The organism is Rhodococcus sp. D-6 (assembly GCF_040256695.1).
GTDB lineage: Bacteria > Actinomycetota > Actinomycetes > Mycobacteriales > Mycobacteriaceae > Rhodococcus > Rhodococcus pyridinivorans.
In genome coordinates this window covers 4,838,355-4,861,868 of record NZ_CP132970.1, presented here as the reverse complement: position 1 = coordinate 4,861,868, position 23,514 = coordinate 4,838,355, and the positions used below count along the sequence as shown (strand labels likewise).

Here is a 23,514-nt window from a genome sequence, read left to right as displayed (position 1 = left end):
TGCGTCAGCTGCGCAGCGACGCCGGCGGGTTGAAACGCTCGCCGTACTTGGCGGCGAGTTCCTCGGCGCGCTTGACGAAGCCTTCCTTGCCACCCGGGTAGCCGACGATGTACTGAGCGACACCACCGGTCCAGGCCGGGAAGCCGATGCCGAAGATCGAGCCGATGTTGGCGTCGGCGGTGGTCTCGAGAACACCCTCGTCGAAGCACTTCTGGGTCTCGATCGCCTCGGCGAAGAGCATGCGGTCGATCAGATCCTGCAGCGGCACATCGAGGGTCGCCTCGGTCTTGAAGTGATCGCGCACACCCTGCCAGATGCCCTGACGCTTGCCGTTCTCGTCGTACTCGTAGAAGCCGGCCTTCTCGAGACGACCCGGACGACCCTGCTCGACCATCCAGTCGACCACGTCGAGTGCGGGATGACGCGTGGTGCCGAGCTTGGTGTCGCCCTGCTTGGCGGCCTCCTCGGATTCCTTCGCGATCTTCTGCATGAGCTTCATGTTCAGCTCGTCGGTCAGCTGCAGCGGCGGAGCCGGGTAACCCGCCTGCGAACCGGCCTGCTCGATGGTCGCGGGCTCGATGCCCTCGCCCAGCATGGCGATGGCCTCGTTGACGAAGGTGCCGATCACACGCGAGGTGAAGAAGCCGCGACTGTCGTTGACGACGATCGGAGTCTTGCGGATCGCGAGCGTGTAGTCGAACACGCGGGCCAGGGCCTCGTCGGAGGTCTTCTCACCCTTGATGATCTCGACCAGAGGCATCTTGTCGACCGGCGAGAAGAAGTGGATACCGATGAAGTCCTCGGGACGCTTGACGCCGGTCGCGAGACCGGTGATGGGCAGCGTCGAGGTGTTCGAGCCGAGCAGCGCGTCGGGATCGACGATGTCTTCGATCTCCTGGAACACCTTGTGCTTGAGCTCGGTGTTCTCGAACACTGCCTCGATGACGAAGTCGACGCCCGCGAAGTCGGCGGGGTCGGCCGTCGGCGTGATGCGGTCGAGCAGAGCCTTCGACTTCTCCTCGGTCGTCTTGCCACGCGAGAGAGCCTTCGTCTCGATCTTCTCCGAGTAGTTCTTGCCACGCTCGGCGGCCTCGAGGGTGACGTCCTTGAGGACGACCTCGTAACCGGCCTTGGCGGAGACGTAGGCGATGCCGGCGCCCATCATGCCCGCACCGAGAACGCCGATCTTCTTGATCTCGCGCTTCGGCACGTCCTTCGGACGCGAAGCGCCCGAGTTGATGGACTGCATGTCGAAGAAGAACGCCTGGATCATGTTCTTCGCGACCTGGCCGGTGGCGAGTTCGACGAAGTACCGCGACTCGATGGTCGACGCATTGTCGAAGTCCACCTGCGAGCCCTCGACGGCGGCGGCCATGATGGCGCGCGGAGCCGGCATCGGGGCGCCCTTGATCTGCTTGCGCAGGTTCGCGGGGAAGGCCGGAAGGTTCGCGGCGAAGGCCGGGCTGGAAGGGGTGCCGCCGGGGATCTTGTAGCCCTTGACATCCCACGGCTGGATGCCGCCCTCGGGGTTGGCCTTGATCCATTCCTTGGCGGCCGGAACGAGTTCCTCGACGCTACCCACGACGTCGTGGACCAGGCCGATCTCCTTGGCCTTGACCGCGTTGTACTTGTTGCCCTGCAGCAGAACCGAGAGCAGCGCCGTCTGGATGCCGAGCAGGCGCACGGTGCGGGTGATGCCACCGCCACCGGGGAGCAGGCCGAGGCTGACCTCGGGCAGACCGATCTGCACGCCCTTGACATCGGCAGCGATGCGGCGATGCGTCGCGAGGGCGATTTCGAGGCCGCCACCGAGAGCCGCGCCGTTGATGGCGGCGACGACGGGCTTACCGAGGGTCTCGAGACGACGCAGGTCGGCCTTGATGCCCTGAACCTCGTCGAACGCGACCTGCGCGTCGTCGGGGCCGATCGCGATGATGTTGCGCAGGTCGCCGCCGGCGAAGAAGGTCTTCTTCGCGGAGGTGATCACCACACCGGTGATGGAGTCCTGCTCCTCGTACAGACGGTCGACGGTGGCCTTCATCGACGCCTTGTACAGCTCGTTCATCGTGTTGGCGCCCTGGTTCGGATCGTCGAGTGTCAGCACAACGATGCCGTCGGCGTCCTTATCCCAGGAAATCATGTTGTCGCTCACTGTTTTTCGAATTCCTTCCGGTGTCAGACGCGCTCGATGATGGTGGCCACACCCATGCCGCCACCGATGCACAGGGTGACGAGGGCGCGCTTGGCTCCGCGGCGCTCGAGCTCGTCGATCATGGTGCCGGTGATCATGGCGCCGGTGGCGCCGAGCGGGTGGCCCATCGCGATGGCGCCGCCGTTGACGTTGAGCTTCTCGTCCGGGATGTTCAGGTCCTTCTGGAACTTCAGGACGACGGAGGCGAACGCCTCGTTGATCTCGAACAGGTCGATGTCGTCGACTGTCAGGCCCGCCGAAGCGAGAACCTTGTGCGCGGCCGGCGTGGGGCCGGTGAGCATGATCGTCGAGTCGGCACCGGAGGTGGCCGTGGCGACGACGCGGGCACGCGGGGTCAGACCGAGGTCCTTGCCGGCCTGCTCGGAACCGACGAGCACGAGTGCCGCGCCGTCGACGATGCCCGAGCTGTTGCCGCCGTGGTGGACGTGATCGATCTTCTCGACGAAGTGGTACTTCTGCTGCGCCACGGCGTCGAAGCCGCCCATCTCACCGATGGTCGCGAACGACGGCTGCAGCTTGGCCAGACCCTCGAGGGTCGTGTCCGGACGCATGTGCTCGTCCTGATCGAGGATGGTCAGGCCGTTCTGGTCCTTGACCGGCACGACCGACTTGGAGAAGTAGCCGCCCGACCAGGCTGCCGCCGCGAGCTGCTGCGAACGCAGTGCGTAGGCGTCGACGTCCTCGCGGGTGAAGCCCTCGATGGTCGCGATGAGATCGGCGGAGATGCCCTGGGGAACCAGGTAGCTGTCGTAGTTGGTGGCGGGATCGAGCATCCACGCGCCACCGTCGGAGCCCATGGAGACACGCGACATGGACTCGACGCCGCCGGCGAGAACGAGCTCGTCCCAGCCGGAGCGGACCTTCTGCGCAGCCATGTTGACGGCCTCGAGGCCCGACGCGCAGAACCGGTTGATCTGCACGCCGCCCGTGGTGGCCGGCAGGTTCGCGATGGTGACAGCGGTGCGGGCGATGTCGGCACCCTGATCGCCGACGGGGCTGACGACACCGAGGATCAGGTCGGAGATACGGTTCTCGTCGAGATCGGGGAATCGAACACGCAGCTCGTCGATCAGGCCCGTAACCAGGGAGATCGGCTTGACGGAGTGCAAAGAGCCCGTCTTCTTGCCTCGGCCGCGTGGTGTTCGGATGGCTTCATAGATGAATGCCTCGGTGGTCACAGTGCGCAGGTTCCTTCCCGTGCTTGCGGAGCGACAGCACCCACGGCCCTGCAGAGGGCCGCCGTGCCCAACCTCTCCTACGATAGAAGCGGGCACCCCTCGGCCGTAAGGACCGAAGCGATCGGTGTCCGTGACCGAACCGAACGTCCGCAAACCCCTTACGGGACCACCGCCGCCCGCAGGCGCGGCGCCGCATACAGGACTTCTCGCAGCGCATCGAGGGGGACGGGGGTGCCGACGAGCCCGCGAGCACGAGGCGCCCGCCCACATCGAGGCGCGACACCAGCGACGCGATCGCATCCGCCGAACCCGAGAAGTCGAGACGGACGTCGTCGGTACCCGTGCGCAGCAGGGCGGTGAGGATCATGTCGGGGTAGGGGCATCCGCGACCGGCGTCGGCGGGTGTGAGAGCGAGGTCGGCGAGGTCGTGCCAGCCGAGTACATCGAGCAGCCTGGCCTGGGTGAATCGGCTGGATCCTGTGGTGAGTACGACTTTCACGCCGGCCTCACGCAGCTGCGTGATCGCCTTGCCGGTGCCCGTGCCGGGGGCGGCGGCGACGTCGCCCTGGTCGACGAATCGGGGCGTCCGGTTCCGGGATGTCAGAGGCCGAGCAGGTCGGCGGTCTCCTCGCCGAGATAGAGGCCGAGGGTCATACCGCGGCCACCCGGGCCGGCGACGACCCATACGTCTTCGTCGGCCTTCGCTCGGTGCACGAGCGCGTGGGGTCGATGCACTGGCTGTACACACCGGCCCAGCGCCGGACGACGCGCGGCAGTCGGCGGCCGAGGAACTCCTCCGTCACTGCGACGAGGTGGTCGTAGAGTTCTTCGTCGACGTCGAAGTCGAAGTCGAACGGTTCGTCGTAGGCGTGGGTGTCGCCGACGGTGAGGCCGCCGTGCAGACGCTGGACGCACAGCAACTGCATGCGATGCTGCGCGGCGACGGGTCGTTGCTCCTCGGAGGCGGTGAGCTCGTCGAGGGCGGTACCGGCGAATCCCGGGTAGTAGCGCAGGCTGTCGCCGTCGGCGATCGACGTGGTGAGGTCTTCGCCGAGCGGTGCGGTCTGCATCGTCTGCAGCCGGACCCTGCGCAATGGCAGGTCGCGGGCGAGGCCACCGAGTGTCGCGCCGGGACAGACGAGAACGAGGTCGGTCTCGTGCACGGTGCCGTGGTCGTCGCGCACCTGCACGGTCCCGCGGGCCGTGCGGGAGACGTCCCGGGCCTCTGTGGACAGCAGGAACCGGTAGCGGCCCGAGATGGCGAGATGTTGCCGGATCGCCGGGAGCGCGATGCGGGATTCGACGGCAGCGTCCGTGCTGCAGTGCAGTGCCGCGAGGAAGTTACCGCGTAGCGCGGGGTTACGGCGGCGCGTCTCGTCCGCATCGAGCAGGGCGAATCCCCGTCGCTGCGCGTCGTCGCGTGCGACCGCTTCCTCCGCGACGGCGATCTCGGCGGCGGTGCGCGGCAGCGTCAGCGAACCGTTCGCGCGGAAACCGACGTCGGGAACGCGGGCGCCGAGGTCCTCCCACAGCTCGCGGGACCGCAGAGTTAGGGCCGGTTCGTCGAACTCCCGGTGAAACAGTTGGTGTAGACCGGAATTCGGTTACGCTGGATGTGTGGCCACCGTCGTTCGCGAAGCGCGCACCCTCAAGCACCAGATCGTGCGCCGCCAGGTGGAGTGCCTCCTCGACCAGCTCAGCGTGGGAGATCAGGTCCCCTCCGAACGCGATCTCGCCACCCGGTTCGACGTCGCCCGCGAAACCGTCCGCCAGGCACTGCGAGAACTGCTCGTCGACGGCCGCATCGAACGGCGGGGCCGCAGCACCGTCGTCGCCGGCCCGAAGATCGTCCAGCCCCTCGTCATCGGTTCCTATACCGAAGCCGCCCTGCTCGAAGGGCGCAGCGCTGGGCGTGTGCTCGTCGCGTGGACCGACCTCGTCGCCGACGACGAACTGGCCTACCGCCTCGGTCTCGAACCCGGCGATCCCGTCCTCGAACTCGAACGTGTCCTGCTCACCGACGGAGTGCATGTCGGACTCGAACGCACGCGCCTTCCCGCACACCGCTTTCCGGATCTGCGCCGGACGCTCGATCCGTCGTCGTCGCTGTACGCCGCGATCCGTTCCTACGGGATCACGTTCGCGCGGGCGGTCGAGCGGATCGAGACCACGCTGCCGGATGCGCGCGAGGCGGCGCTGCTCGACGCCGACACCCGCACACCGATGCTGCTGCTCGAGCGGATCTCCTACGACGAGAACGACGTCCCGATCGAGCACCGCCGGTCGCTCTACCGCGGCGACCGGATGTCGTTCGTCACGACCGTCACTCCCTGAGCAGCAGGTCAGTCGACGCCCAGGCCTGCTTCCCGCGCACGGACGATCGCGCTCGCCCGGTCGGCTGCACCGATCTTGCCGAGGATATTGGACACGTGGTTGCGCACCGTCTTCTGGCTGAGCACGAGTCGGCGGGAGATCGCGGCGTTGTCGAGTCCGCGGGCCACGAGGTCGAGGATCTCCCGCTCCCGTTCGGTCAGATCCGGGAAGACCGCCGACGTGTTGCGGGAGGTCGCGACCGCCGCAAGGGCTTTCGCCGCGACCGCCGCACCGACGATCATCTCACCGTCGGCCACGGCCCGGATCGCCCGTTCGACCCCCGACGGATCGGCCCCCTTGACGAGATAACCCGAGGCACCGGCACGGATGGAGGCGACGAGGATGTCCTCGTCCTCGTGCATCGTGACCATCAGGATGCGGGTGCCCGGCGACTTCCGGAGGATGCTGCGGGTCGCGTCGATCCCCGATCCGTCGCCGAGTTCGATGTCCATGAGCACGACGTCGACATCGCCGGTCACGACCTCGAGCGCCTCCCCCACCGAACTCGCCTGGCACACGACGTCGATCCCGTCGAGGGTGCCCAGCAGTGCCGCCATACCGAGGCGGAAGACGGGATGGTCGTCGACGACCGCAACGCGTATCGCTCCGTTGTCGCTCATGATTCGGACCAGGGTAGCCGCGCCCGCACCACGACACCGCGCGGGTCGCCGGGTTCGATGGCCACCGTTCCGCCGACCTCCCGGGCCCGTTCCCGCATGCTCTGCGTCCCCACACCGACTCGTGCGTCGGTCGCGAGTCCTCGTCCGTCGTCGACGATGTCGAGGGCCAGCACGTCGCCCTCCGCCGCGACCCGCACCGTGCATTCGTCGGCACCGGAATGCCGTCGCGCGTTGATGATCGCCTCGGAGGCGATGCCGTAGGCGGCCCACGCGATCGGCCCGGACATCCCGGCGGGGAGGTCGGACCGCAGGTCGACGCGGAATCCCGCGCGGGCGTGGGTGATCACGAGTTCGTCGAGAGCGGCGGTGAGGCCGAGTTCGTCGAGAACCGGGGGCAGCAGACTGCGCGAGAGCTCGCGGACACCGTCGACCTGCCGATCGAGTTCGCGGAGCAGTTCGTCGACGAGTCCGGCCGCGGCGTCCGGGTCGGTGGTGACGAGATTGCGTGCGCCCTGCAGGCCGAGCCGCACCCCGGCGAGCGACGGGCCGAGACCGTCGTGCAGTTCGCGGCGGATGGTGCGGCGTTCCTCGAGTCTCACCTCGGTGAGGCGGCGACGTGCGTCTTCGAGGTCCTCCGCCGACCGCAGGACGACGAGCCCGGCGTCGACGACGGTCGCGAGTTCGGTGAGCGCCCGCCGGCTGCGTGCCCCGAGCGATTCGCCCGGAGGTGCGGTGACGGCGAGGGTGGCGTCGCCGTTACCGACCGGAACCTCCTCGACGGGTCCGGTCGCGGTCCCCCAGCGTGCGATCACGTCGCCGCCGCGGCGCACCTCGACCGATTCGAGACGCAGTGCGGTACCGATTCCGGCGGCGAGTTCGCCCAACAGCAGGTCGGGCGAATCGGCACCGGCGAAGTGCCGCCCGAGGATCCGGACGGCGCGTGCCGGGTCGACGCCGTCGCCGTAGACGAGGCGGTGCACCTTCCGGCCGAGCCACATCCGCACCGGCTGCACGGCCAGGGCGACGGCGGTGGCGGCGACCGCCTGGGCGAAGACCGATTCGTTCGGGAGCACCAGCGACACCGCGACCGTCACCGCGAGATAGCAGGTGACGAGCACGGCGGTGAGACTGCCGGCGAGCGCGGCGCGACCCACCGCGAGGTCGATGCCCCAGAGTCGTTGGCGCAGCACGACGGCGAGGATCGCGACGGGATAGAAGGCCTGCGTCGCGAGGTGGATCAGCGGTGTGAGCATCCACGGCACGTCCGGGACCGCCAACGGGATGTACGAGGCCGTCATCAGGGCACTGCCGAGCGCGAGCCATCCCGTCCCGGATCGTTCGCCCGCCGAGGCGTGACGGCGACGCCACTCGACGTGCCCGGAGGTCAGGAAACCCACGGCCACAACGGGTCCGACGAACCAGATGTCGGCGATGTCGGTGAAGGTGCGCGCCCAGAAGAACCAGGCGATCGTCAGGACGCCGACGCCGATCCCGGCCCGCACCACGGGATCGGCCGGACGGTCGCGGACGAGCCACGGCACCACCAGGAACAACGCGAGTGTCCCGGGGATCCAGGTGGTGTTCTGCAGCGGACCGAGGAATCCGACGGGCAGTTCGGGGCGGACGAGGGCAAGCTGGGTCCAGCTGTAGGACATCGCTGCCACACCGACGCCGATCGACGCGACGGCCAGCAGGATCGGCACGGCGTGGACCCGGCGGGCGAGGATCACCCCGGCGACCGTCCCGTAGACGGCGGCTCCGACGACGTCGACGAGGAAGAACAGCTGGTCGGAATCGAGCGCGGGTCGTGCCGCGACGAACACGACGACGGCCGCAACGGCGAGCAGCCAGGAGGCGACGGCCACGACGGCGGCGGGTACCGGAGCCCCGGTACCCGCCGATCCGTTCGTCGTGACTGTGTCCTTCATGGTGCGGTGAGTATGCACCACTGTGTCCTTGATGCGGCAGGTATACGCCGCTGGGCCGCTCGCAGTGGCACTAACGTGCACGCCGGTCCGCGAGGGCGAAGCCGACTCCGGCCACCAGCACCCACACCGGGCCGGTGAAGCCGGCCATGTACTGCAGTGGGGAGATGCCGAGGAGCAGTGTCAGGCCACCGAGAACGATGCTCGCCCAACCGATCCAGCGGGGCGCCGCGCGGTGATGCAGGACCGCGACCGCGACCGCGACGCCGCTGACACCGGCACCGACCCACAGCCATGGGATGGTGCCCATCCAATGCGAGGCGAAGACCGCCACCTCGGGCACCATCTGATCGGTGTTGCCGAGGCCGAACAGCAACTCGGTGTCGAGTCCGGTGCCCATGAGGGTCGCGACCGAGGTGAGCACGAGACCGAATGCCGCGACCGTCGGCACGAGGCTGAATTCCGGAGTGCCTGCGCGCAGTCGGCGCTGCAGTCCGGCGGCGAAGACGAGCAGCAGCGTCGTCGACACCATCAGCGTCAGGTGCATGACGAGCATGGGCGTGCGCTGCCCGGCGAACTCGGTCATGATCGCCACCGCGTTGCCGGCGGTGCGCTCGTTGTATGCCGCGCTCATCGCCATGCTCGCCTGGATGCCCACGACGCCGGCGAGGCCGGCGACCGCACCCGTCCACGCCCAGAGCGAACCGGGGCCACGACGATCGGGAGCGATCGGCGCGAGGGGTTCGGTCTCGGTGCCGAGAGTGTTCATGAAGGTCCCTTCGGATCGGTGCGACGCCCTGCGCGTCGTGGAAGGAACGATCCGGTGCCCGGTGTCCCGGGTGGAAGGGACGACTGTCCCGATCTTCCGGGATCGCCGCCGGCGTCCCTCGTCGGGCAGACGTCGTGCACCTACCACAACCGAGGGGAGGTTGTGTGCGATTCTCCCGACGGAAACGCACACAACCTCCCCCACGACCGAGGATGCCGACGCGGATATTTCCGTGGGCTGCCGGATCCGCGTCGCCCCGAATTCACTCAGGGATTTCGGGTGCGGCGCTCGTCCGCCGAATGAAGAGCGGCGACGGACGCGAAGGCCGCAGCCAGTACCAGTAACAACAACACAACATTGAGTGCCATGGAATGTCCTTTCACGGGGCCGGGTGAATTTCTCCCGACTTCGAAACAGGCGCTCCCCTCTTCTATCCTATTTACGAGAAATATGCGAGTCGACGCATTTTCCACCGGCGAATTCGATACGTTCGCAATTCGCACGCCGCGGAATTCCGGGTCGGATATTCCGTGGGGAAATGCGGCGGATCAGCCCAGTGACCTGCGCCTCATGCGCGCCTGCCGGCGGTAAGCAGTGCCCCGTCGGTTCCTAGGGTGGTACGACGTGGCGGAAGCGAGCGGAGATCATCGGGTCGTCGACCTTCCGCTGCCCACCCCCGCCCCGTTGCGGACGGCGATGCTGTCGGTTCCCCGGCAGGGACGCCGGTGGCCCGGCGCCGCGCGCGCAGCCGCCACGGTCGCGGTGCCCGGTCTCGTGGGCGTCGCTCTCGGATTCGGCGCCGTCTCCGCCATCGCCACACTCGGCGCTTTCGCCGTCGTCTACGGCGAGCAACGCCCCTATCGCGTCCGTGCCCGAGCGGTCGCCGTCATCGGGACGGTGCTCGTGACACTGGCGACGATCGGCGCCCTAGCAGGTTCGGTCGTCCACCACGAACTGGCCGCGGGCGGGTCGGCGTGGTGGTACCTGGTGGTCGTCGCGGCGATGACCGCGACCGTCGCGGTGTGCGCCTTCGTCGTCGACGCCCTGCGGATGGGTGCGCCCGGCGCCTTCCTGATGTTGCTGTCCCTCGAGATCGCATCCGCTCTCCCCGCGCTGGGAGTGTCCGTCCCGACGGTCTCGGCGTGGACCGCGATCGGCGCCGGAACGGCCGTCGTGGCCTCCATGTCCGGTGCCCCGTTCCGGCCGCGAACCCCGGAACGCACCGCCGTGGCCGCGGCGGTCGCTGCCGTCGACGCGGTCTTCGAGGAGAACTCACCCGGCAATCGCCGCGCCGCGGTCCACGATCTGCACGCGGCCTGGCAGTGCCTGCACGACGCCGGACTCATCGATTCGGGGCATCCGCTGGAGCAGACGCTGCGCGCGGCGCACCTCCGATGCGCGGAGACACTGGACGAGCGTCCGCGGGACGAGGCAGTTCCCGAGGACGATCTGCGACTGCGGACCCCGCTGCGACGCCCCTCCGTGCGGTACCGCCTCGCGCGCGCCGCGCACCTGCGCAGCCGGTCGGCGACGATCGCGGTGCGCCTGCTCGTCGCGGGACCTCTCGCCGGGACGATCGCCATCGCGCTGGGCGTCGGACGTCCCGACTGGGCGGTCATCACGGCCGCGATGATCCTGCATCAGGGACCGGATCGGATCCTCGGCTCCTACCGGGCGGCGCACCGCTTCCTCGGCACCGTGCTCGGACTCGTCCTGGTGGCCTGCCTGACGCCTTTCCATCCCGGTGGTGTCGCCCTCGTCGTGGTGCTGGCCGCGGTGATGGCCGGCACGGAAATGTTCCTGGTGCGGAACTACGGCCTGGCGATGGTCTTCATCACCCCGCTCGTCGTCGTCCTCGGCGGGTTGGGTGCCCCCGGCGATCTGGTGACGGTCGCGCGCGACCGCTTCCTCGAGACCGTTGTCGGCGTCCTCGTCGCGCTCGCGGTGCTGTGGGGCGTACTTCCCCGGGCCCACCGTCGCGTCCTCGACTTCGCCGACGGCCGCGTCCGCGACGCCGTCACGAGGATCGCCGCGTCGACGGACGCGCGCGAGCTGCCCGAACTGCGCCGCGACCTCAAGTTCGACCTGCACGCCTCCACCACCGCGGCCGTCATCGCCGCGCACACCGAGCCGGCGTGGACCCGGGAACGCTGGACCGAGCATCGCCGTCTCCACGAACTCGGCTACCGGATCCTGACCCTGCCGGAACGACCGGGCCCCTGAAGCAGGGACCCGGTCGCTTCCGTCGGAACACGCGCCCTCGTCAGAACACCAGGACTGCGAAGACGGTCGAGAGGATCAGTCCCGCCATCACCGGCAGGAAACACTTGCGGGCGAGATCGAGCACGGGCACCCGGGCGAAACCGGCCACCGCAACCAGCGAGGACCACGCGATGATGACGCCGCCACCGGACCAGATGTTGCCCATCTGACCGATCGCCGCGAGCGTCGAGGGGTCGACATCGACGGCAGGGCCGAGGGCACCCGACAGCGCACCGGTGAGGGGCAGTCCGCTGAATCCGGATCCGTCGAGTCCGGCGACGAGGCCGATGAGCAGGATGCCGAAGGACGTGATGAAGGCGTTCTGCGGAAGGTGCGCCTGCACCGTGGTCACCAGGTCGAACAGGATCGCCGGGCCTGCGGCGTCTGCGGAGATGCCGAGGATCGGTCCCGCGAACTCCGGATTGCCGATGAAGAAGAAACCGGCGATCGGGAGGACGCAGCCCATGGCCTTGAAGGCGAAGACCAGGCCGTCGACGAGGTGATCCGAGGTGGTCTCGAGGAAACCTCCGCGGTCGGTCGACGCTGCGGCGGCGAACAGGATCAGCGCTGCGATCCCACCCACGATCGCGGCGGCGTCACCACCCTGCAGCGGCGGCACGACCTCGGTGAACTTGCCCAGCATCAGGTAGACGATGAACGCGAGGTAGGCGAGCGGCACGAGCATCGCGAACGCTTTCGCGGTACCGCGGCGCTCCTTCTCCGCCTCGGCGTCGGGGTCGGGGTCGGCGATCGGGTCGGACGGTGCCACGAGCACCGCCGTGGCCGTCGCCGCCTGCTCTCCGCCACCGCCGCTGGGGCCGCCGGCGGGTTCCGGCCGACGCGGAGGACGGGAGCCGCCCCCGCCGCCCGAGGAGTCGTCGCCACGGGTCTCGCCGATGCCGCGATCCGCTTCGGCCTCCCACTCGACGAGGAGGTCGGGTGACGGCGCACGCCAGTGCCGCTTCTGCACGAGGTAGGTGATGAGCAGAGCCGTGCCGCCGACGATCAGGGACAGGACCATGGCCTTGTCCGCGACGGCGTCGGCCTCGACGCCGGCCGCCGATGCGGAGATACCGGGCGCCACCTTGATGATGTAGTCCGAGGACAGCGCCATGCCCTGACCGCAGATCGCGATGACCATGCCCACCGACAGCGGGGACATGCCCGCGCGGATCGCGACGGGGATGAGCACCGCGCCGACGAGGGGCACGGCCGGGGTGGGCCAGAAGAACAGGGAGATCACGTAGGTGACCGCGGCGAGGACGAGGAAGCTGCTGGTGCCCGCACGCATGACCCGCCGGAACGGCGCGACCATCATCCGGTCGGCGCCGAGCTGGCGCAGCGCGCCGAGCATGGCCGTGACCATCGCGATGATGAGGAAGATGTTGAACAGTTCCTTCGCCGCGACGAGGCTCGCGTTGAAGATGGCCGACAGTCCCGTGACGATGCTGCCGGAGAACGTCAGTGCGGTCAGGAAGGTTGCGACGACTGCAGGAACGACGATGTTCTTCCGCAGGGCCATGGTGGCCAGGATGACGAGGATGCCGGCCAGGTAGACCCAGTGGGCGGCGGTGAGTTGTACGTCCAAGGCGATTCCTTCGACAGGGGGGTGGAACGAGTCGGGCTGTGTTCGTGGACGGTGAATGGGAACTCGATGTATTGGGGGAACTTTCCGCTACGGCCCGTGCTCGGTCAACGAGAACGGTGCACAGTGCCCGCCACGCTAGCTGTGCACTGTGTTCCACTTTTGCGATTTCGTGACGACGGAGCGCTCGGATGTGAAATATTGCTACGAACATGTGTCGCGCGCCCCGCGCCGCCCTCACGACGTCGTCGAATGTGCACCCTGCACCGGTTCCCCCGGATCCGATGTGCACCTTCACTCCGCGATGGCGATGCATCCGACGGTAGCGCAGTGCGAAAGTGGTTCGACGGTACGAACCGTGCCGCGCAGTTCCCCGAGGTTCCGGAGAGTTCGATGACCACTCGCACCGATACACCGGCAGCGCCGGCAGCCGAGACGGATACGGGCACTCCCCTGGCCCTGTCCGCCCTGCTCGCCGGAACCCTCGTCGGGACACTGAGCAACAACATCATCAATGTCCCACTGCCACAGATACTTTCCGACTTCGACGCAAGCCTCGAAGACGGCGCACTACTGGCCGTCGGCTTCCTTCTCACTTTTGCTGCGGCAATGCCCCTTGCAGGGTACATCGGCGACCGATACGGTCGCCGTCGCGTCTACTGCGGCGCCCTGCTCGGCACCGCGATCTGTGCTGCCGGAGCGGCGACGGCGCCGACCCTCGAGATCCTCGTGGTCTGGCGCGCCCTCGGCGGAGTCGCGGCGGCCGCATTCGCGCCTGCGGTCATGGGATTGATCGCGTGGTTGTTCGGCGCGCACAGACGCGCACGCGCGGTGAGCGCGTGGGCCACTGTGAACGGACTCGGCCAGGCCGTCGGCCCCACCCTCGGCGGTTTCGTTGCGGGACATTGGGGTTGGCGATGGGTATTCGTCCCGATGATCCCGATTGCACTGATCGGACTGGCCGGAACGCTGCGGTGGATCCCGATCTTCCCCGGCCGCAGGATGACCCTCGACGTGCCCGGTTCGATCGCACTGACGCTCGGCTCCGCCGGAGTCGTGCTGGGACTGAGCATGTTCGGACAAGCGGGTGTTCCCACGTCCGTCGCGGGGATCGCCCTGGCCGTCTCGATCGTCGTACTGGTCGGTTTCGTCGTGCACTGCCTGCGCACGGACGTACCGTTCGTCGACGTCCGACTGCTGGTCGAGAGCAGGTTCGCGCGGAGCGCAGCCGCCGCCTTCGCGCAGATGTTCTGTCTGGGCGCGGCTCTGCTGGCGGTGCCGCTGCGGTTGCACGAGACGGGTGCGTCGACGGCCACGGCCGGGGCGATCCTGTTCGCGCTGCCCGCGGTCATGGCGGTCCTCGCACCGGTCGTCGGCCGCACCGTCGACCGCGTCGGCGCACGCCGGATACTGCGGGCGGGACTGGTGGTGCTCCTCGTCGGCCAGAGCGCGCTCGCCGTCGTCCTCTCGGCGGACGAACCGCGCCTGTGGCTCGTCGCGACCGTCCTCGCGATCACCGGCGCCGGCATCGCCGCCGTGCAGACCCCCGCGGCCGCCGGCTCGACGCGTTCTCCGGCGGGCGAGCGCGGGACGGGGCTGGGAGTGTTCAACCTGATCCGTTTCGGCGGCTCGGCCGTCGGGGCGGCGTGGGTGACCGTCGCGCTCGGTTCGTGGCCGGTGGGACCGCTCTTCACGGTGTGCGCCGTGGTCGTGTGCGCGGGGTTCGCCGCGTCGTTCCTGGGGGCCGACCCCGAGGATCACGCACCGACCGGCTCCGAGTCGACCGCTCTCAGCGGTAGTTGATCTCGTTCTCGACCGAGGTGCGCAGCCGGTCGAGGAGCTCGAGGCGGACGGCGAGCCAGGCCGTGAACTGGTTCTCCGGCAGCCGGACGTCCATCCCCATCGCGCGGGAGATCCGGTCCAGCTTCGACAGCATCGTGTTGCGGTGCACCGACAGCTCCCGCGCCGCCGCGTTGACATTCCCGCCGGCCGCGAGATAGGCCAACAGGGTGTCGTACAGGTCGGTGCCGGGCTTGAGCGTCCCGAACACGTCGCCGACGAACCTGCGGCTGCGATCGGTCTCGGCGACCAGCTCGAGCACACCGTAACCCCGCAGGTCGCGGTAGGCCACCGAACCCGACATGCCGAGCCGCTGCCCGATGCCGAGCGCCACGCGGGCCTGCCGGTAGCTCTCCCGGATCTGGTCCGCGCCGACGGCCGGAGCGCCGTGGGCGACGGGCACCGGGCGCACGCGCCGGCGGGACAGGTCCTGCGACACCGCGTCGGCGTATTCGGCGATCTCGAGTTCGACGTCGCGCGGGTCGCGGTAGCGGAGCGACCGCACCACCACCAGGACGTCGCCGATCACCGTGACATACGAACGCACCGACGGATGAGGCAGGACGCTGGCCGCGTACCGGGCCAACCGCAACAGTCCACCGGATTCGTCGCCACCCGGACCGGCCGGGTTCTCCCCGTAACCGGGCGCGACGAAGACCGCGAACGACGAGGTGAGATCGATGTCGTGGTACTCGGCGCGGGCCTGCATGTCGTGCTGGCTGGTGAAACTGCCGTGCACCAGCGCCTGCACGAAATCACCGCGGGCCCGCTCCTCGGCCTCGTCGACGCTGCGTTGCCGCAGCATCTCCGACCCGATGATCGCCGTCGCCTGTTCGGTGACGACCGCGTGCTGGGCCAGCTCGTGCGGGCCGGGAGACGCGCCCGAGGCGAGCACCACCACCCAGCCCTCGAACCGTTTGCCGAGCCGGATGGTGCTCGCCGTGCACGTCCAGGGTGCGCCTCCGACGACCTCCTCCAGCACGCGGGTGTCGTGGTGCGCGTGACGATCCGCGGCCGTCACCGTCGACAACTGCTTGTGCAGGATCTCCGAGATCTCTTCCGCCCGAGCGGCATCCACGCCGTGGAAGGCGACGGCCTGACCGCGCGCGTCGAGTGCGATCGCCGGATGCTGCGCGAGCGCCGAGACCTCCTTGACGAGCAGGTTCAGTCCCGCTCCGCGGTGCAGGAGACCGGCGAGCGTCGAGTGCACGTGCGCGGAATAGCGCATGACGTGCACTTCCTGCATCAGCGACCGCTCGGCGAGCAACCGGTTGAGTGCCGCGAATCCGACGGGCAGGTCGAGTTCGATCACCACCAACCCCGCCGGCCAGGACATTCCGGCGGGCACCGCGCCGTCGACGACCAGCGCCGCCGCATCGCGGGCCGCGAGTGCGGACAGGGCGTGCGCACTGTCGGCGAGCGCCTCCGGCCGCATGTACACGGCGACACCGGTGAGATCGTCGAATCGGCCGACGACCTCGCCGAACGGCAGCACCCAGGTGAGCGCCCGGTCGAGATCGGCCTCCCGATCCACGACCCGGGCGCCCTCCATGAGCGGTTCGTCGAGCAGTCCTCGGATTGTCAGACGCGGGCTCGATTCCATGGGGACCTGCTTCCATCGGGAGCATCGGCGGGCCGTGAGGGGGTGGACCCGTCGACACCGTGGCGGTGTGCACTTTCTACACCAGTTACCAGAGTCATGCGTCCCAGACACATGTGCACTGTGTACACCGAATCCCGAAAACAACGGTGATCCTGACCGTCCCCATCGGCGCGCAGCCCTGTTAGAAATGAGCCACGCCGGACACACCGCTCCACCGCTCCGGCACCCGCCGACACTTCAGCGACGCGGCATCGGCGGGACGCACACGGATCCCGACGCGGACCAGGAATCGTCCGACTCTCCGACCCGACTTCGAAAGTGGAGACCAATGCATCGAATCCACCGCATCACCCTCGACGACGCACTCCCCCTGCTGGCCGCCGGCCGCGCGAAGGCCGAGGAGATCGGCGTGAAGCAGACCCTCTGTGTCTGCGACGAGAGCGCGAACGTCATTGCTCTGCACCGGCTTCCCGGCGCCCGCCTCACCGGCGTCGAGATCGCCATGGCGAAGGCGTTCACCGCCGCCGGCCACGAGCGCGCCACCCACCTGTTCAACGAGGGTCCCAACGGACCCGCCCTCCCCGGCAACGAAGCGTTCGGCATCAGCCACATGCTCCCCGGGAAGTTCGCGATCTTCGTCGGCGGCTTCCCCCTCGTCTACGACGGACAGATCGTCGGCGCCGTCGGCATCAGCGGCGGCAACGGCGAGCAGGACAAGGCGGTCGGCGCCGCCATGATCGCCGAATTCGAAGCCCTGACCTCCGCGATCAACGCCTGATCGTATCCCCCGCACGACCTCCTCATCGAAAGGCATCATCATGACCGAACTGCTCGGACGCGACGAATTCCGCGCCGCACTCGAAGACGCCATCAAGGGACGCGAGGCGAAGAACGCATCGTTCAGCAAGGCGTGGGCCGAGGGCAAGCTCGAGAAGCACCACTTCGCCCGGTGGGCCGAGAACCACTACCACTACGTCGGCCCCTTCGCCGACTACCTGGCGAACATCTACTCCAACACCCCCGATCACTTCACCGACGCCAAGGACTTCACCCTCCAGAACATGTACGAGGAGGAGCTGGCCGACATCCGGCACACCGACCTGCTCATCAAGTTCGCCGAGGCGTGCGGCACCACCAAGGAGCGCGTCGAGGATCCGAACAACATGAACGCGGTCACCCGCGGACTGCAGGCCTGGTGCTACGCGGTGTCCCAGCGCGAACACTTCGTCGTCGCCACCGCGGCCCTGGTCGTGGGCCTCGAATCCCAGGTGCCGAGCATCTACAAGAAGCAGATCGTCCCGCTCCGCGAGGTGTACGGCTTCACCGAGGACGAAATCGAGTTCTTCGACCTGCACATCACCTCGGACGTCGTGCACGGTGAGCGCGGCTACCAGATCGTCCTGGACTGCGCCGACACCCCGCAGCTGCAGCAGCGCTGCCTGCAGCTCGTCCGCTGGGGAGCGGAGATGCGTTTCTCGTACACGAAGGGCCTGTACGACACGTACGTCGCCCCCGATCTGGAGCTGGCGTCCGCCTGATCCGATGCGCGGGAGCGGAAGTCGCTCGCGGCTTCCGCTCCCGTTCTCGCACACGAGCGAAGGAGAAGCATGTCCACCGAAATCATGGGCAGCGGGACCGCCGGCACCGACACCGCCGCGGAGTCCCCGACCTGGGTCGCCGTCGCCACGGTGAAAGAGGTGACCCGCCGCCGCAAACTCCGCGTGGAGGTCGACGGCCTCGCGATCGCACTGTTCCATGCGAACGACCGCATCTACGCCTTCGCCGACCTGTGCATCCACCAGGACCGTTCGCTCGTGAAGGGCACGCTCCTCCACGGCCGGGTCATCTGCCCCGGCCACCAGTGGCGCTTCGACCTCGAGACCGGATACGAAGAGGACCAGGACCTCTGCCAGCCGGTCTATCCCGTCCTCGTGCGCGACGAGACCGTCCTCGTCGACCCCACCCCGCGTCCGGCACCGGCCGCATCCGGAAAGGAGTGCACGGCATGACCGTTCGCACCGTAGTCACAGTGGGCGCCGGCCAGGTCGCCGCCGTCGCCGCACGCACCCTGCGCCGCCGCGGCTTCGACGGACGCATCGTGCTGCTCGGCGACGAGCAGCACGCCCCCTACCAGCGTCCGCCCCTGTCGAAGGAATTCCTCGCCGGTCGCGAAGGGGTCGACTCCCTCGCACTGCTGACCCGGAAATGGCTCGACGCCAACGACATCGACATCCGAACGGGCGTCTCGGTACAGCGCGTCGACACCGCGACCCGCACCGTCGAGTTCGACGGCGGCGAGATCGCCGCCGACGCGATCGTCCTCGCCACGGGCGGACGCCCCCGCACCCTCGCCACCACCGGATCCCGGCCCGATCTCGTCCACTACCTGCGCACCCTCGACGACGCGACCGCCCTCGCAGCCCGCCTGACCCCGGGTTCGAGTCTCGCGATCGTCGGCGGCGGCTTCATCGGACTCGAGATCGCCGCGACCGCCCGATCTCTCGGCGTGACGGTGACGGTCCTCGAACAGGCCGAACACCTGCTCGGAGGCATCCTCGGCGAGCAGGTCGGCCGGCACTGCGTCGATCTGCACCGCCGCAACGGTGTCGACCTGCGCACCGGCACGGGCGTCGCCTCGGTGACCACCTCCGACCGCGGTGTGCGGATCGAGACCACCACCGGCGGGATCGTCGAGGCCGACGCCGTGGTCGTCGGCATCGGCATCGTCCCCAACACCGACATCGCGGCGGCCAGCGGACTCGCCGTCGACGGCGGGATCGTGGTCGACGCCACCGGGCGCACCTCGGTCGAGAACATCTACGCGGCAGGCGATGTCGCGAAGCGGTTCTCCCCGCGCGAAGGCCGGCACGTGCGCGTCGAACACTTCGACAACGCGAACCGCCAGGCGGCGGTGGTCGCCGACACGATCGTCGGGCGGCAGTCGCTCTCCGACGACCCGCACTGGTTCTGGTCCGATCAGTACGACTCCAACATCCAGTTCGCCGGATCGACTTCCGGAACAACCGAACTCGTCGTCCGCGGTGACACCGACAGCGGAGAGTTCTCGGTCTTCTACCTCGTCGGCGACGTTCTGACCGCCGCCTTCGCGATGGACCGCGGCGAGGACATCATGGCGGCCCGCGAACTCATCGGCCGCAGGGTCGACGCAGCGCTGCTCGCCGACGAGGACACCGATCTGTGGGAGATGTACGAGGAGGTCGAGCCCGCATGACGATCACCGGACTGAACCACATCGACGGCAACTGGGTACCGGCCGCCTCCGGCGCGGTCTTCGAACGCCGCAACCCCTCCGACGAGACCGATCTGATCGGCACCTTCCCGGACTCCGACGCCATCGACGTCCGCAACGCCGTCGACGCCCTCGACAAGGCCGCACCCGAATGGGCCGCCACCCCGCCCGAGCGTCGCGCCGCGATCCTCGAGGCAGCCGCCGACCATCTCGCCGCACGCTCGGCCGAACTCGTCGACGAACTGATCCGCGAGGAGGGCAAGACCCGCGCCGAGGCGTCGATGGAGGTGAGCCGCACCCCCATGAACCTGCGCTTCTACGCAGGTGAGGCACTACGCGCCACCGGTGCGACCTTCCCGGGGCCGGGCTCCACGACCGTCTACACCGTGCGCGAACCGATCGGGATCGTCGGTGCGATCACGCCGTGGAACTTCCCGCTCAACATCCCCTCCCGCAAGCTCGGGCCTGCGCTCGCCGCCGGCAACACGGTGCTGTTCAAGCCGTCCGAGATCACCCCGCTGATGGGACAGCGACTCGTCGAGGCCCTGCTCGCCGGTGGTCTGCCGGCCGGTGCGATCGCACTCGTCCAGGGCGACGGCAAGGCCGGTGCGGCGGTGTCCGGCGACGAGCGGATCGCCGCGGTGACCTTCACCGGGTCCACCGAGGTCGGACGTGCCATCCACCGCAGCGTCGGCCCCGACCGGCGCGTACAGCTGGAGATGGGCGGCAAGAACCCCGTCGTCGTCCTGGACGACGCCGATCTCGACGCGGCGGCCGCACTGATCGTCAAGGGCGCCTTCGGGTTGTCGGGCCAGGCGTGCACCGGCACCAGCCGTGTCGTTGCCGTCGACGCGATCCACGACGAGCTGCTCGAGAAGGTCGCCGAACGCACTCGCGCACTGCGGGTGGGACCGGGTTCGGGTGCCGCCGTCGACGTCGGCCCGCTCGCGAGTCGCGGTCAGCTCGACAAGTTCCTCGAGTACGTCACCATCGGCACGGACGAAGGCGCACGGCTGGTGTGCGGCGGCGTGCGATGCGAGGACGATGCGCTGCGAGACGGATTCTTCGTGCGGCCCACGGTCTTCGCGGACACCGCACCGGGCATGCGCCTGCTTACCGACGAGATCTTCGGCCCGGTCCTGGCCTTCCAGCGCGCCGGCTCCTTCGACGAGGCCCTCGCCCTGGCGAACGACACCGCCTTCGGACTCAGCGCCTCCGTCGTCACCCGGAGCCTGTCCGCCGCACAACGATTCATCGCAGGGTCGCGGACCGGGCTCGTGAAGGTCAACCAGCCCACCACGGGAATGGCCATGAACGCACCGTTCGGCGGTTACAAGCAGTCGAGCACGCAGACCTTCAAGGAACAGGCCGGCCCCACGCTCATGCAGTTCTACCAGACCGAGAAGACCGTCTACCTCTCCCCCGACGCCTGACCGGCGACACCGACCCTCGACAAGCCTGGAGGAAAGACCATGGAGTTCAAGCGAGTGGCCCGATCCGGGCAGGTGCCCGAAGGCATCGTCCGCCGGTTCTACGCCGAGGACTACGAGTTCGCCATCTCCCGACTGGACGGCAAGGCGTACGCCACGTCCAACTACTGCTCACACCTCGACTGCCTGCTGTCGTCCGGCAAGCTCGTCCAGGACGGTATCGGATGCTCCTGCCACGGAAGCGCGTTCGACCTCGAGACCGGCGAGCCGATCTGCCCGCCGGCCACCGAGCCCATCAAGACCTATCCGTGCGAGGAGCGCGACGGGGAGATCTTCGTCGGGATCGACCCCGCCGAGCCGCCGGAAGGACCCCGTCGACGTCGGATGCGGTCGGCATGACCCGGCGCGCGACACGACCGGCGACGCTCGCGACCGGAGGCATGGTCGCGTCCAGTCATCCGCTCGCGAGCCTCGCCGGGGTCCGTGTCCTCGAGGACGGTGGCAACGCCGTCGACGCTGCCCTGGCGATGGCAGCGGTCACGTGGCTGACCCTGCCCGGGCAGTGCGGCATCGGCGGCGACGCGTTCGCCGTGGTCCGCGAGCCCGACGGGTCGGTGTGGACCGTCAACGGCAGCGGTTACGGACCCGACGGCGGCACACCGGATTTCTACCGGGACCGGGGACTCGACGCGATCCCGCTCGACGGGGCGCTCGCCGTCGCCGTCCCCGGCGCGCCCGCCGCGCTGGCCGCACTGCACCGGCGGGGAGCGAGCAGGTCGCTGCCCGAACTGTGGGCGCCGGCAGCCCGGATCGCCGAGAGCGGCCTGCCGTGCTCGGCGAAGACCCGGACCGATGTGCAGACCGCCCTGAATGCGATCCGCGGCGACGCCGGACTCGCCTCGGTGTACACGCCGGGCGACCGCGTCCCGCACCTCGGCGACGTGCTTCCCCAGCCCGATCTCGCCCGCACGATCCGTGCCCTGGCCGAGGATCCGGCATCGTTCTACACCGGCACGCTCGCCGAACGCTGCGTGGCTGCGCTGCAGGGGGGCGGAGCACCGTTCAGCGGCGACGAATGGCAGGCCGGGGCGTCAGTGGACGCGGAGGCGGCGCTCACCGGCAGCTATGCCGGTCACGTCGTGCACCAGACCCCGCTCCCCACACCGGGATGGATGGTGCTGCACCAGGCCGCCCTGTGCGACGACGCGCTCGGCACCCACCCTGTGCTCGGCGCGGCATCGATCGACCGGATGGCCCGCGCGGCCACCGTCGCCTTCGAAGACAGGCTCCGCTGGTGCTCGTCGGACAACGACGGGGTCGCACGGGTGCTCGATCCCGCGAACATCGCAGCCGGTCGCGCACGGATCGACGGGCGTGCACCGGCCGAGGCGTTCGCCGTCTCCGCCGGGGACACGACGTCGTTCGTCGCCGTGGACTCCGAGGGGCGGGCGGTGTCGTTCATCCACTCGCTGGCGTTCACCTTCGGAGCGAAGCTCACCGTGCCCGGCACCGGCATCGTGCTCAACAACCGGCTCGGTCGCGGTGCCTACCTGATCGACGGGCATCCGAACGAGGTGGCGCCGCGCCGCAAGCCCCTGCACACACTCAACGCGTGGATCGTCACCGACTCGGCGGGTGAGCTGCGGCATGTGGGCAACACGCCCGGTGGCGACGGCCAGGTGCAGTGGAACATGCAGTTGCTGTCGCACCTGCTCGACCACGGTCTCGACCCCCAGGAGGCGGTCTCGGCGCCGCGCTTCACCGTCTTCCCGGGATCGGACGCCAACGTGCTCGGCGAACCGACCGCGTTGCGGATCGAAGGCGACGTCGCCGACGGCGTGTGCGACGAACTGCGCGAACTCGGTCACCGGGTGGAGGTGCTCGAACCGCTGGGTGCCGAGGGCAGCGCGCAGGTGATCTCGATCGACGACCGCGGCGTGCTCTTCGGCGGCAGCGATCCACGACAGGAGGGGGTGGCTCTGGGTGCCCACTGATGTAGCCGCTGTCGCCCCGCGTCCGCAGGGGCGGTACGTCCCGGCCGTGCTGGCCGGCGACACCGTCCGCACGGCGGGCATGACACCGCGTCGTGACGGCGAACTGATCCTCACCGGACGGGTCGGCGCGGAGGTCACCGTCGAACAGGCCCGGGCCGCCGCGGTCGTCGCGGTGGGCAACGCGCTGGCGGCGATCCGCGCGACGCTGCCGGAGGGCACGTCGTTCCGGCCGGTCGAGATGGTCGTCTACGTCGCGAGCGCGCCCGGTTTCGTCGATCTGTCGGTGGTCGCGGACGGCGCGTCGGACGTGATCGAACGCGAACTCGGTGTGGACGCGCTACCGGCACGCACCGCAGTCGGCGTCCACACCCTGCCCGGTGGGGCGCCGCTCGAGATCGCGCTGACCGCCGTGTGCCGGTAGACGGAGGTCCACAACCGAGAAACGAGGCTCACAACCCTGGTGGTCGACCATCA

The 23,514-nt window shown here is 69.0% G+C and carries 18 protein-coding genes and 2 pseudogenes; 11 read left to right on the top strand and 9 right to left on the bottom strand.

The genetic code is table 11. The features are described 5' to 3' along the window. Positions 1 to 4 precede the first annotated feature (4 nt). The 4 genes and pseudogenes from RBB84_RS22865 to RBB84_RS22850 all read right to left on the bottom strand — a co-directional run. Positions 5 to 2,140 (bottom strand): 3-hydroxyacyl-CoA dehydrogenase NAD-binding domain-containing protein, encoded by a 2,136-nt coding sequence (locus RBB84_RS22865; protein ID WP_037217286.1) that lies wholly within the window; start codon positions 2,138 to 2,140, stop codon positions 5 to 7. Positions 2,141 to 2,175: 35 nt separating this feature from the next. Beyond that, positions 2,176 to 3,390 (bottom strand): acetyl-CoA C-acetyltransferase, encoded by a 1,215-nt coding sequence (locus RBB84_RS22860; RefSeq protein ID WP_006552477.1) that lies wholly within the window; start codon positions 3,388 to 3,390, stop codon positions 2,176 to 2,178. Positions 3,391 to 3,712: 322 nt separating this feature from the next. After that, positions 3,713 to 3,919: pseudogene (locus tag RBB84_RS22855) on the bottom strand (HAD family hydrolase); the annotation flags it as partial. Positions 3,920 to 3,990: 71 nt separating this feature from the next. Continuing rightward, positions 3,991 to 4,943, bottom strand: a pseudogene (locus RBB84_RS22850) (FAD-dependent oxidoreductase); the annotation flags it as partial. Positions 4,944 to 5,007: 64 nt separating this feature from the next. Between RBB84_RS22850 and RBB84_RS22845 the strand changes: the two are divergent. Beyond that, positions 5,008 to 5,724 carry a GntR family transcriptional regulator gene (locus tag RBB84_RS22845; protein WP_064256689.1) on the top strand — a complete coding sequence of 239 codons (717 nt, stop codon included), beginning with the start codon at positions 5,008 to 5,010 and terminating at the stop codon, positions 5,722 to 5,724. Between the two features lie 8 nt (positions 5,725 to 5,732). Here RBB84_RS22845 and RBB84_RS22840 read toward each other — a convergent pair whose 3' ends face one another. The 3 genes from RBB84_RS22840 to RBB84_RS22830 form a co-directional block, all read right to left on the bottom strand. Continuing rightward, entirely contained in the window at positions 5,733 to 6,383 is a 651-nt protein-coding gene (locus tag RBB84_RS22840) for a response regulator transcription factor (RefSeq protein ID WP_024102773.1), read from the bottom strand. After that, a complete protein-coding gene (locus RBB84_RS22835; RefSeq protein ID WP_064256688.1) occupies positions 6,380 to 8,311 on the bottom strand; it encodes a histidine kinase in 1,932 nt (643 codons plus the stop codon). Before RBB84_RS22835 ends, RBB84_RS22840 begins: the two co-directional genes overlap by 4 nt. Positions 8,312 to 8,381: 70 nt before the next feature. Further along, positions 8,382 to 9,077 (bottom strand): hypothetical protein, encoded by a 696-nt coding sequence (locus tag RBB84_RS22830; protein WP_019290270.1) that lies wholly within the window; start codon positions 9,075 to 9,077, stop codon positions 8,382 to 8,384. Between the two features lie 624 nt (positions 9,078 to 9,701). On the opposite strand from RBB84_RS22830, the gene RBB84_RS22825 reads away from it, so the two are divergent. Continuing rightward, positions 9,702 to 11,300, top strand: a complete 1,599-nt coding sequence (locus RBB84_RS22825) for an FUSC family protein (protein ID WP_064256687.1) — start codon at positions 9,702 to 9,704, stop codon at positions 11,298 to 11,300. A gap of 40 nt (positions 11,301 to 11,340) precedes the next feature. On the opposite strand, the gene RBB84_RS22820 is transcribed toward RBB84_RS22825, so the two are convergent. Beyond that, positions 11,341 to 12,927, bottom strand: a complete 1,587-nt coding sequence (locus tag RBB84_RS22820; protein WP_024102770.1) for a hypothetical protein — start codon at positions 12,925 to 12,927, stop codon at positions 11,341 to 11,343. 327 nt (positions 12,928 to 13,254) lie between these two features. Between RBB84_RS22820 and RBB84_RS22815 the strand changes: the two genes are divergently transcribed. After that, entirely contained in the window at positions 13,255 to 14,727 is a 1,473-nt protein-coding gene (locus RBB84_RS22815) for an MFS transporter (protein ID WP_082921067.1), read from the top strand. Here RBB84_RS22815 and RBB84_RS22810 read toward each other — a convergent pair. Then, on the bottom strand, positions 14,714 to 16,366 hold the full coding sequence (locus tag RBB84_RS22810) for a helix-turn-helix domain-containing protein (RefSeq protein ID WP_064256686.1): 1,653 nt from the start codon (positions 16,364 to 16,366) through the stop codon (positions 14,714 to 14,716). The genes RBB84_RS22815 and RBB84_RS22810 overlap by 14 nt on opposite strands. Positions 16,367 to 16,694: 328 nt before the next feature. Here RBB84_RS22810 and RBB84_RS22805 point away from each other — a divergent pair, with 328 nt between their 5' ends. From RBB84_RS22805 to RBB84_RS22770, 8 genes are all read left to right on the top strand, one after another. Continuing rightward, the gene (locus tag RBB84_RS22805; RefSeq protein ID WP_006552488.1) at positions 16,695 to 17,144 is read left to right on the top strand and encodes a heme-binding protein; all 450 of its coding nucleotides are present in this window, start codon (positions 16,695 to 16,697) and stop codon (positions 17,142 to 17,144) included. 40 nt (positions 17,145 to 17,184) lie between these two features. Continuing rightward, positions 17,185 to 17,904 (top strand): iron-containing redox enzyme family protein, encoded by a 720-nt coding sequence (locus RBB84_RS22800; RefSeq protein ID WP_006552489.1) that lies wholly within the window; start codon positions 17,185 to 17,187, stop codon positions 17,902 to 17,904. Between the two features lie 84 nt (positions 17,905 to 17,988). After that, the gene (locus RBB84_RS22795; protein ID WP_050993526.1) at positions 17,989 to 18,375 is read left to right on the top strand and encodes a Rieske 2Fe-2S domain-containing protein; all 387 of its coding nucleotides are present in this window, start codon (positions 17,989 to 17,991) and stop codon (positions 18,373 to 18,375) included. After that, entirely contained in the window at positions 18,372 to 19,598 is a 1,227-nt protein-coding gene (locus RBB84_RS22790; RefSeq protein ID WP_064256727.1) for an FAD-dependent oxidoreductase, read from the top strand. Before RBB84_RS22795 ends, RBB84_RS22790 begins: the two co-directional genes overlap by 4 nt. After that, positions 19,595 to 21,049: an aldehyde dehydrogenase family protein gene (locus tag RBB84_RS22785; RefSeq protein WP_064256685.1), complete on the top strand. Its 1,455-nt coding sequence runs from the start codon at positions 19,595 to 19,597 to the stop codon at positions 21,047 to 21,049. The genes RBB84_RS22790 and RBB84_RS22785 overlap by 4 nt, the downstream gene beginning before the upstream one ends. 39 nt (positions 21,050 to 21,088) lie before the next feature. Beyond that, the gene (locus RBB84_RS22780; protein ID WP_006552493.1) at positions 21,089 to 21,445 is read left to right on the top strand and encodes a non-heme iron oxygenase ferredoxin subunit; all 357 of its coding nucleotides are present in this window, start codon (positions 21,089 to 21,091) and stop codon (positions 21,443 to 21,445) included. After that, positions 21,442 to 23,040, top strand: coding sequence for a gamma-glutamyltransferase (locus RBB84_RS22775; protein WP_064256684.1), 1,599 nt, complete (start codon positions 21,442 to 21,444; stop codon positions 23,038 to 23,040). The genes RBB84_RS22780 and RBB84_RS22775 overlap by 4 nt, the downstream gene beginning before the upstream one ends. Continuing rightward, positions 23,030 to 23,461, top strand: a complete 432-nt coding sequence (locus RBB84_RS22770) for a RidA family protein (RefSeq protein ID WP_082921066.1) — start codon at positions 23,030 to 23,032, stop codon at positions 23,459 to 23,461. The genes RBB84_RS22775 and RBB84_RS22770 overlap by 11 nt, the downstream gene beginning before the upstream one ends. The last annotated feature ends 53 nt before the right edge of the window (positions 23,462 to 23,514 follow it).

Coding starts and splice junctions, on each gene's coding strand:
- RBB84_RS22810 (WP_064256686.1), bottom strand. CDS start 16,366: ATGGAATCGAGCCCGCGTCTGACAATCCGAGGACTGCTCGACGAACCG.
- RBB84_RS22790 (WP_064256727.1), top strand. CDS start 18,372: ATGACCGTTCGCACCGTAGTCACAGTGGGCGCCGGCCAGGTCGCCGCC.
- RBB84_RS22780 (WP_006552493.1), top strand. CDS start 21,089: ATGGAGTTCAAGCGAGTGGCCCGATCCGGGCAGGTGCCCGAAGGCATC.
- RBB84_RS22800 (WP_006552489.1), top strand. CDS start 17,185: ATGACCGAACTGCTCGGACGCGACGAATTCCGCGCCGCACTCGAAGAC.
- RBB84_RS22785 (WP_064256685.1), top strand. CDS start 19,595: ATGACGATCACCGGACTGAACCACATCGACGGCAACTGGGTACCGGCC.
- RBB84_RS22830 (WP_019290270.1), bottom strand. CDS start 9,077: ATGAACACTCTCGGCACCGAGACCGAACCCCTCGCGCCGATCGCTCCC.
- RBB84_RS22865 (WP_037217286.1), bottom strand. CDS start 2,140: ATGATTTCCTGGGATAAGGACGCCGACGGCATCGTTGTGCTGACACTC.
- RBB84_RS22775 (WP_064256684.1), top strand. CDS start 21,442: ATGACCCGGCGCGCGACACGACCGGCGACGCTCGCGACCGGAGGCATG.
- RBB84_RS22835 (WP_064256688.1), bottom strand. CDS start 8,311: ATGAAGGACACAGTCACGACGAACGGATCGGCGGGTACCGGGGCTCCG.
- RBB84_RS22805 (WP_006552488.1), top strand. CDS start 16,695: ATGCATCGAATCCACCGCATCACCCTCGACGACGCACTCCCCCTGCTG.
- RBB84_RS22840 (WP_024102773.1), bottom strand. CDS start 6,383: ATGAGCGACAACGGAGCGATACGCGTTGCGGTCGTCGACGACCATCCC.
- RBB84_RS22795 (WP_050993526.1), top strand. CDS start 17,989: ATGGGCAGCGGGACCGCCGGCACCGACACCGCCGCGGAGTCCCCGACC.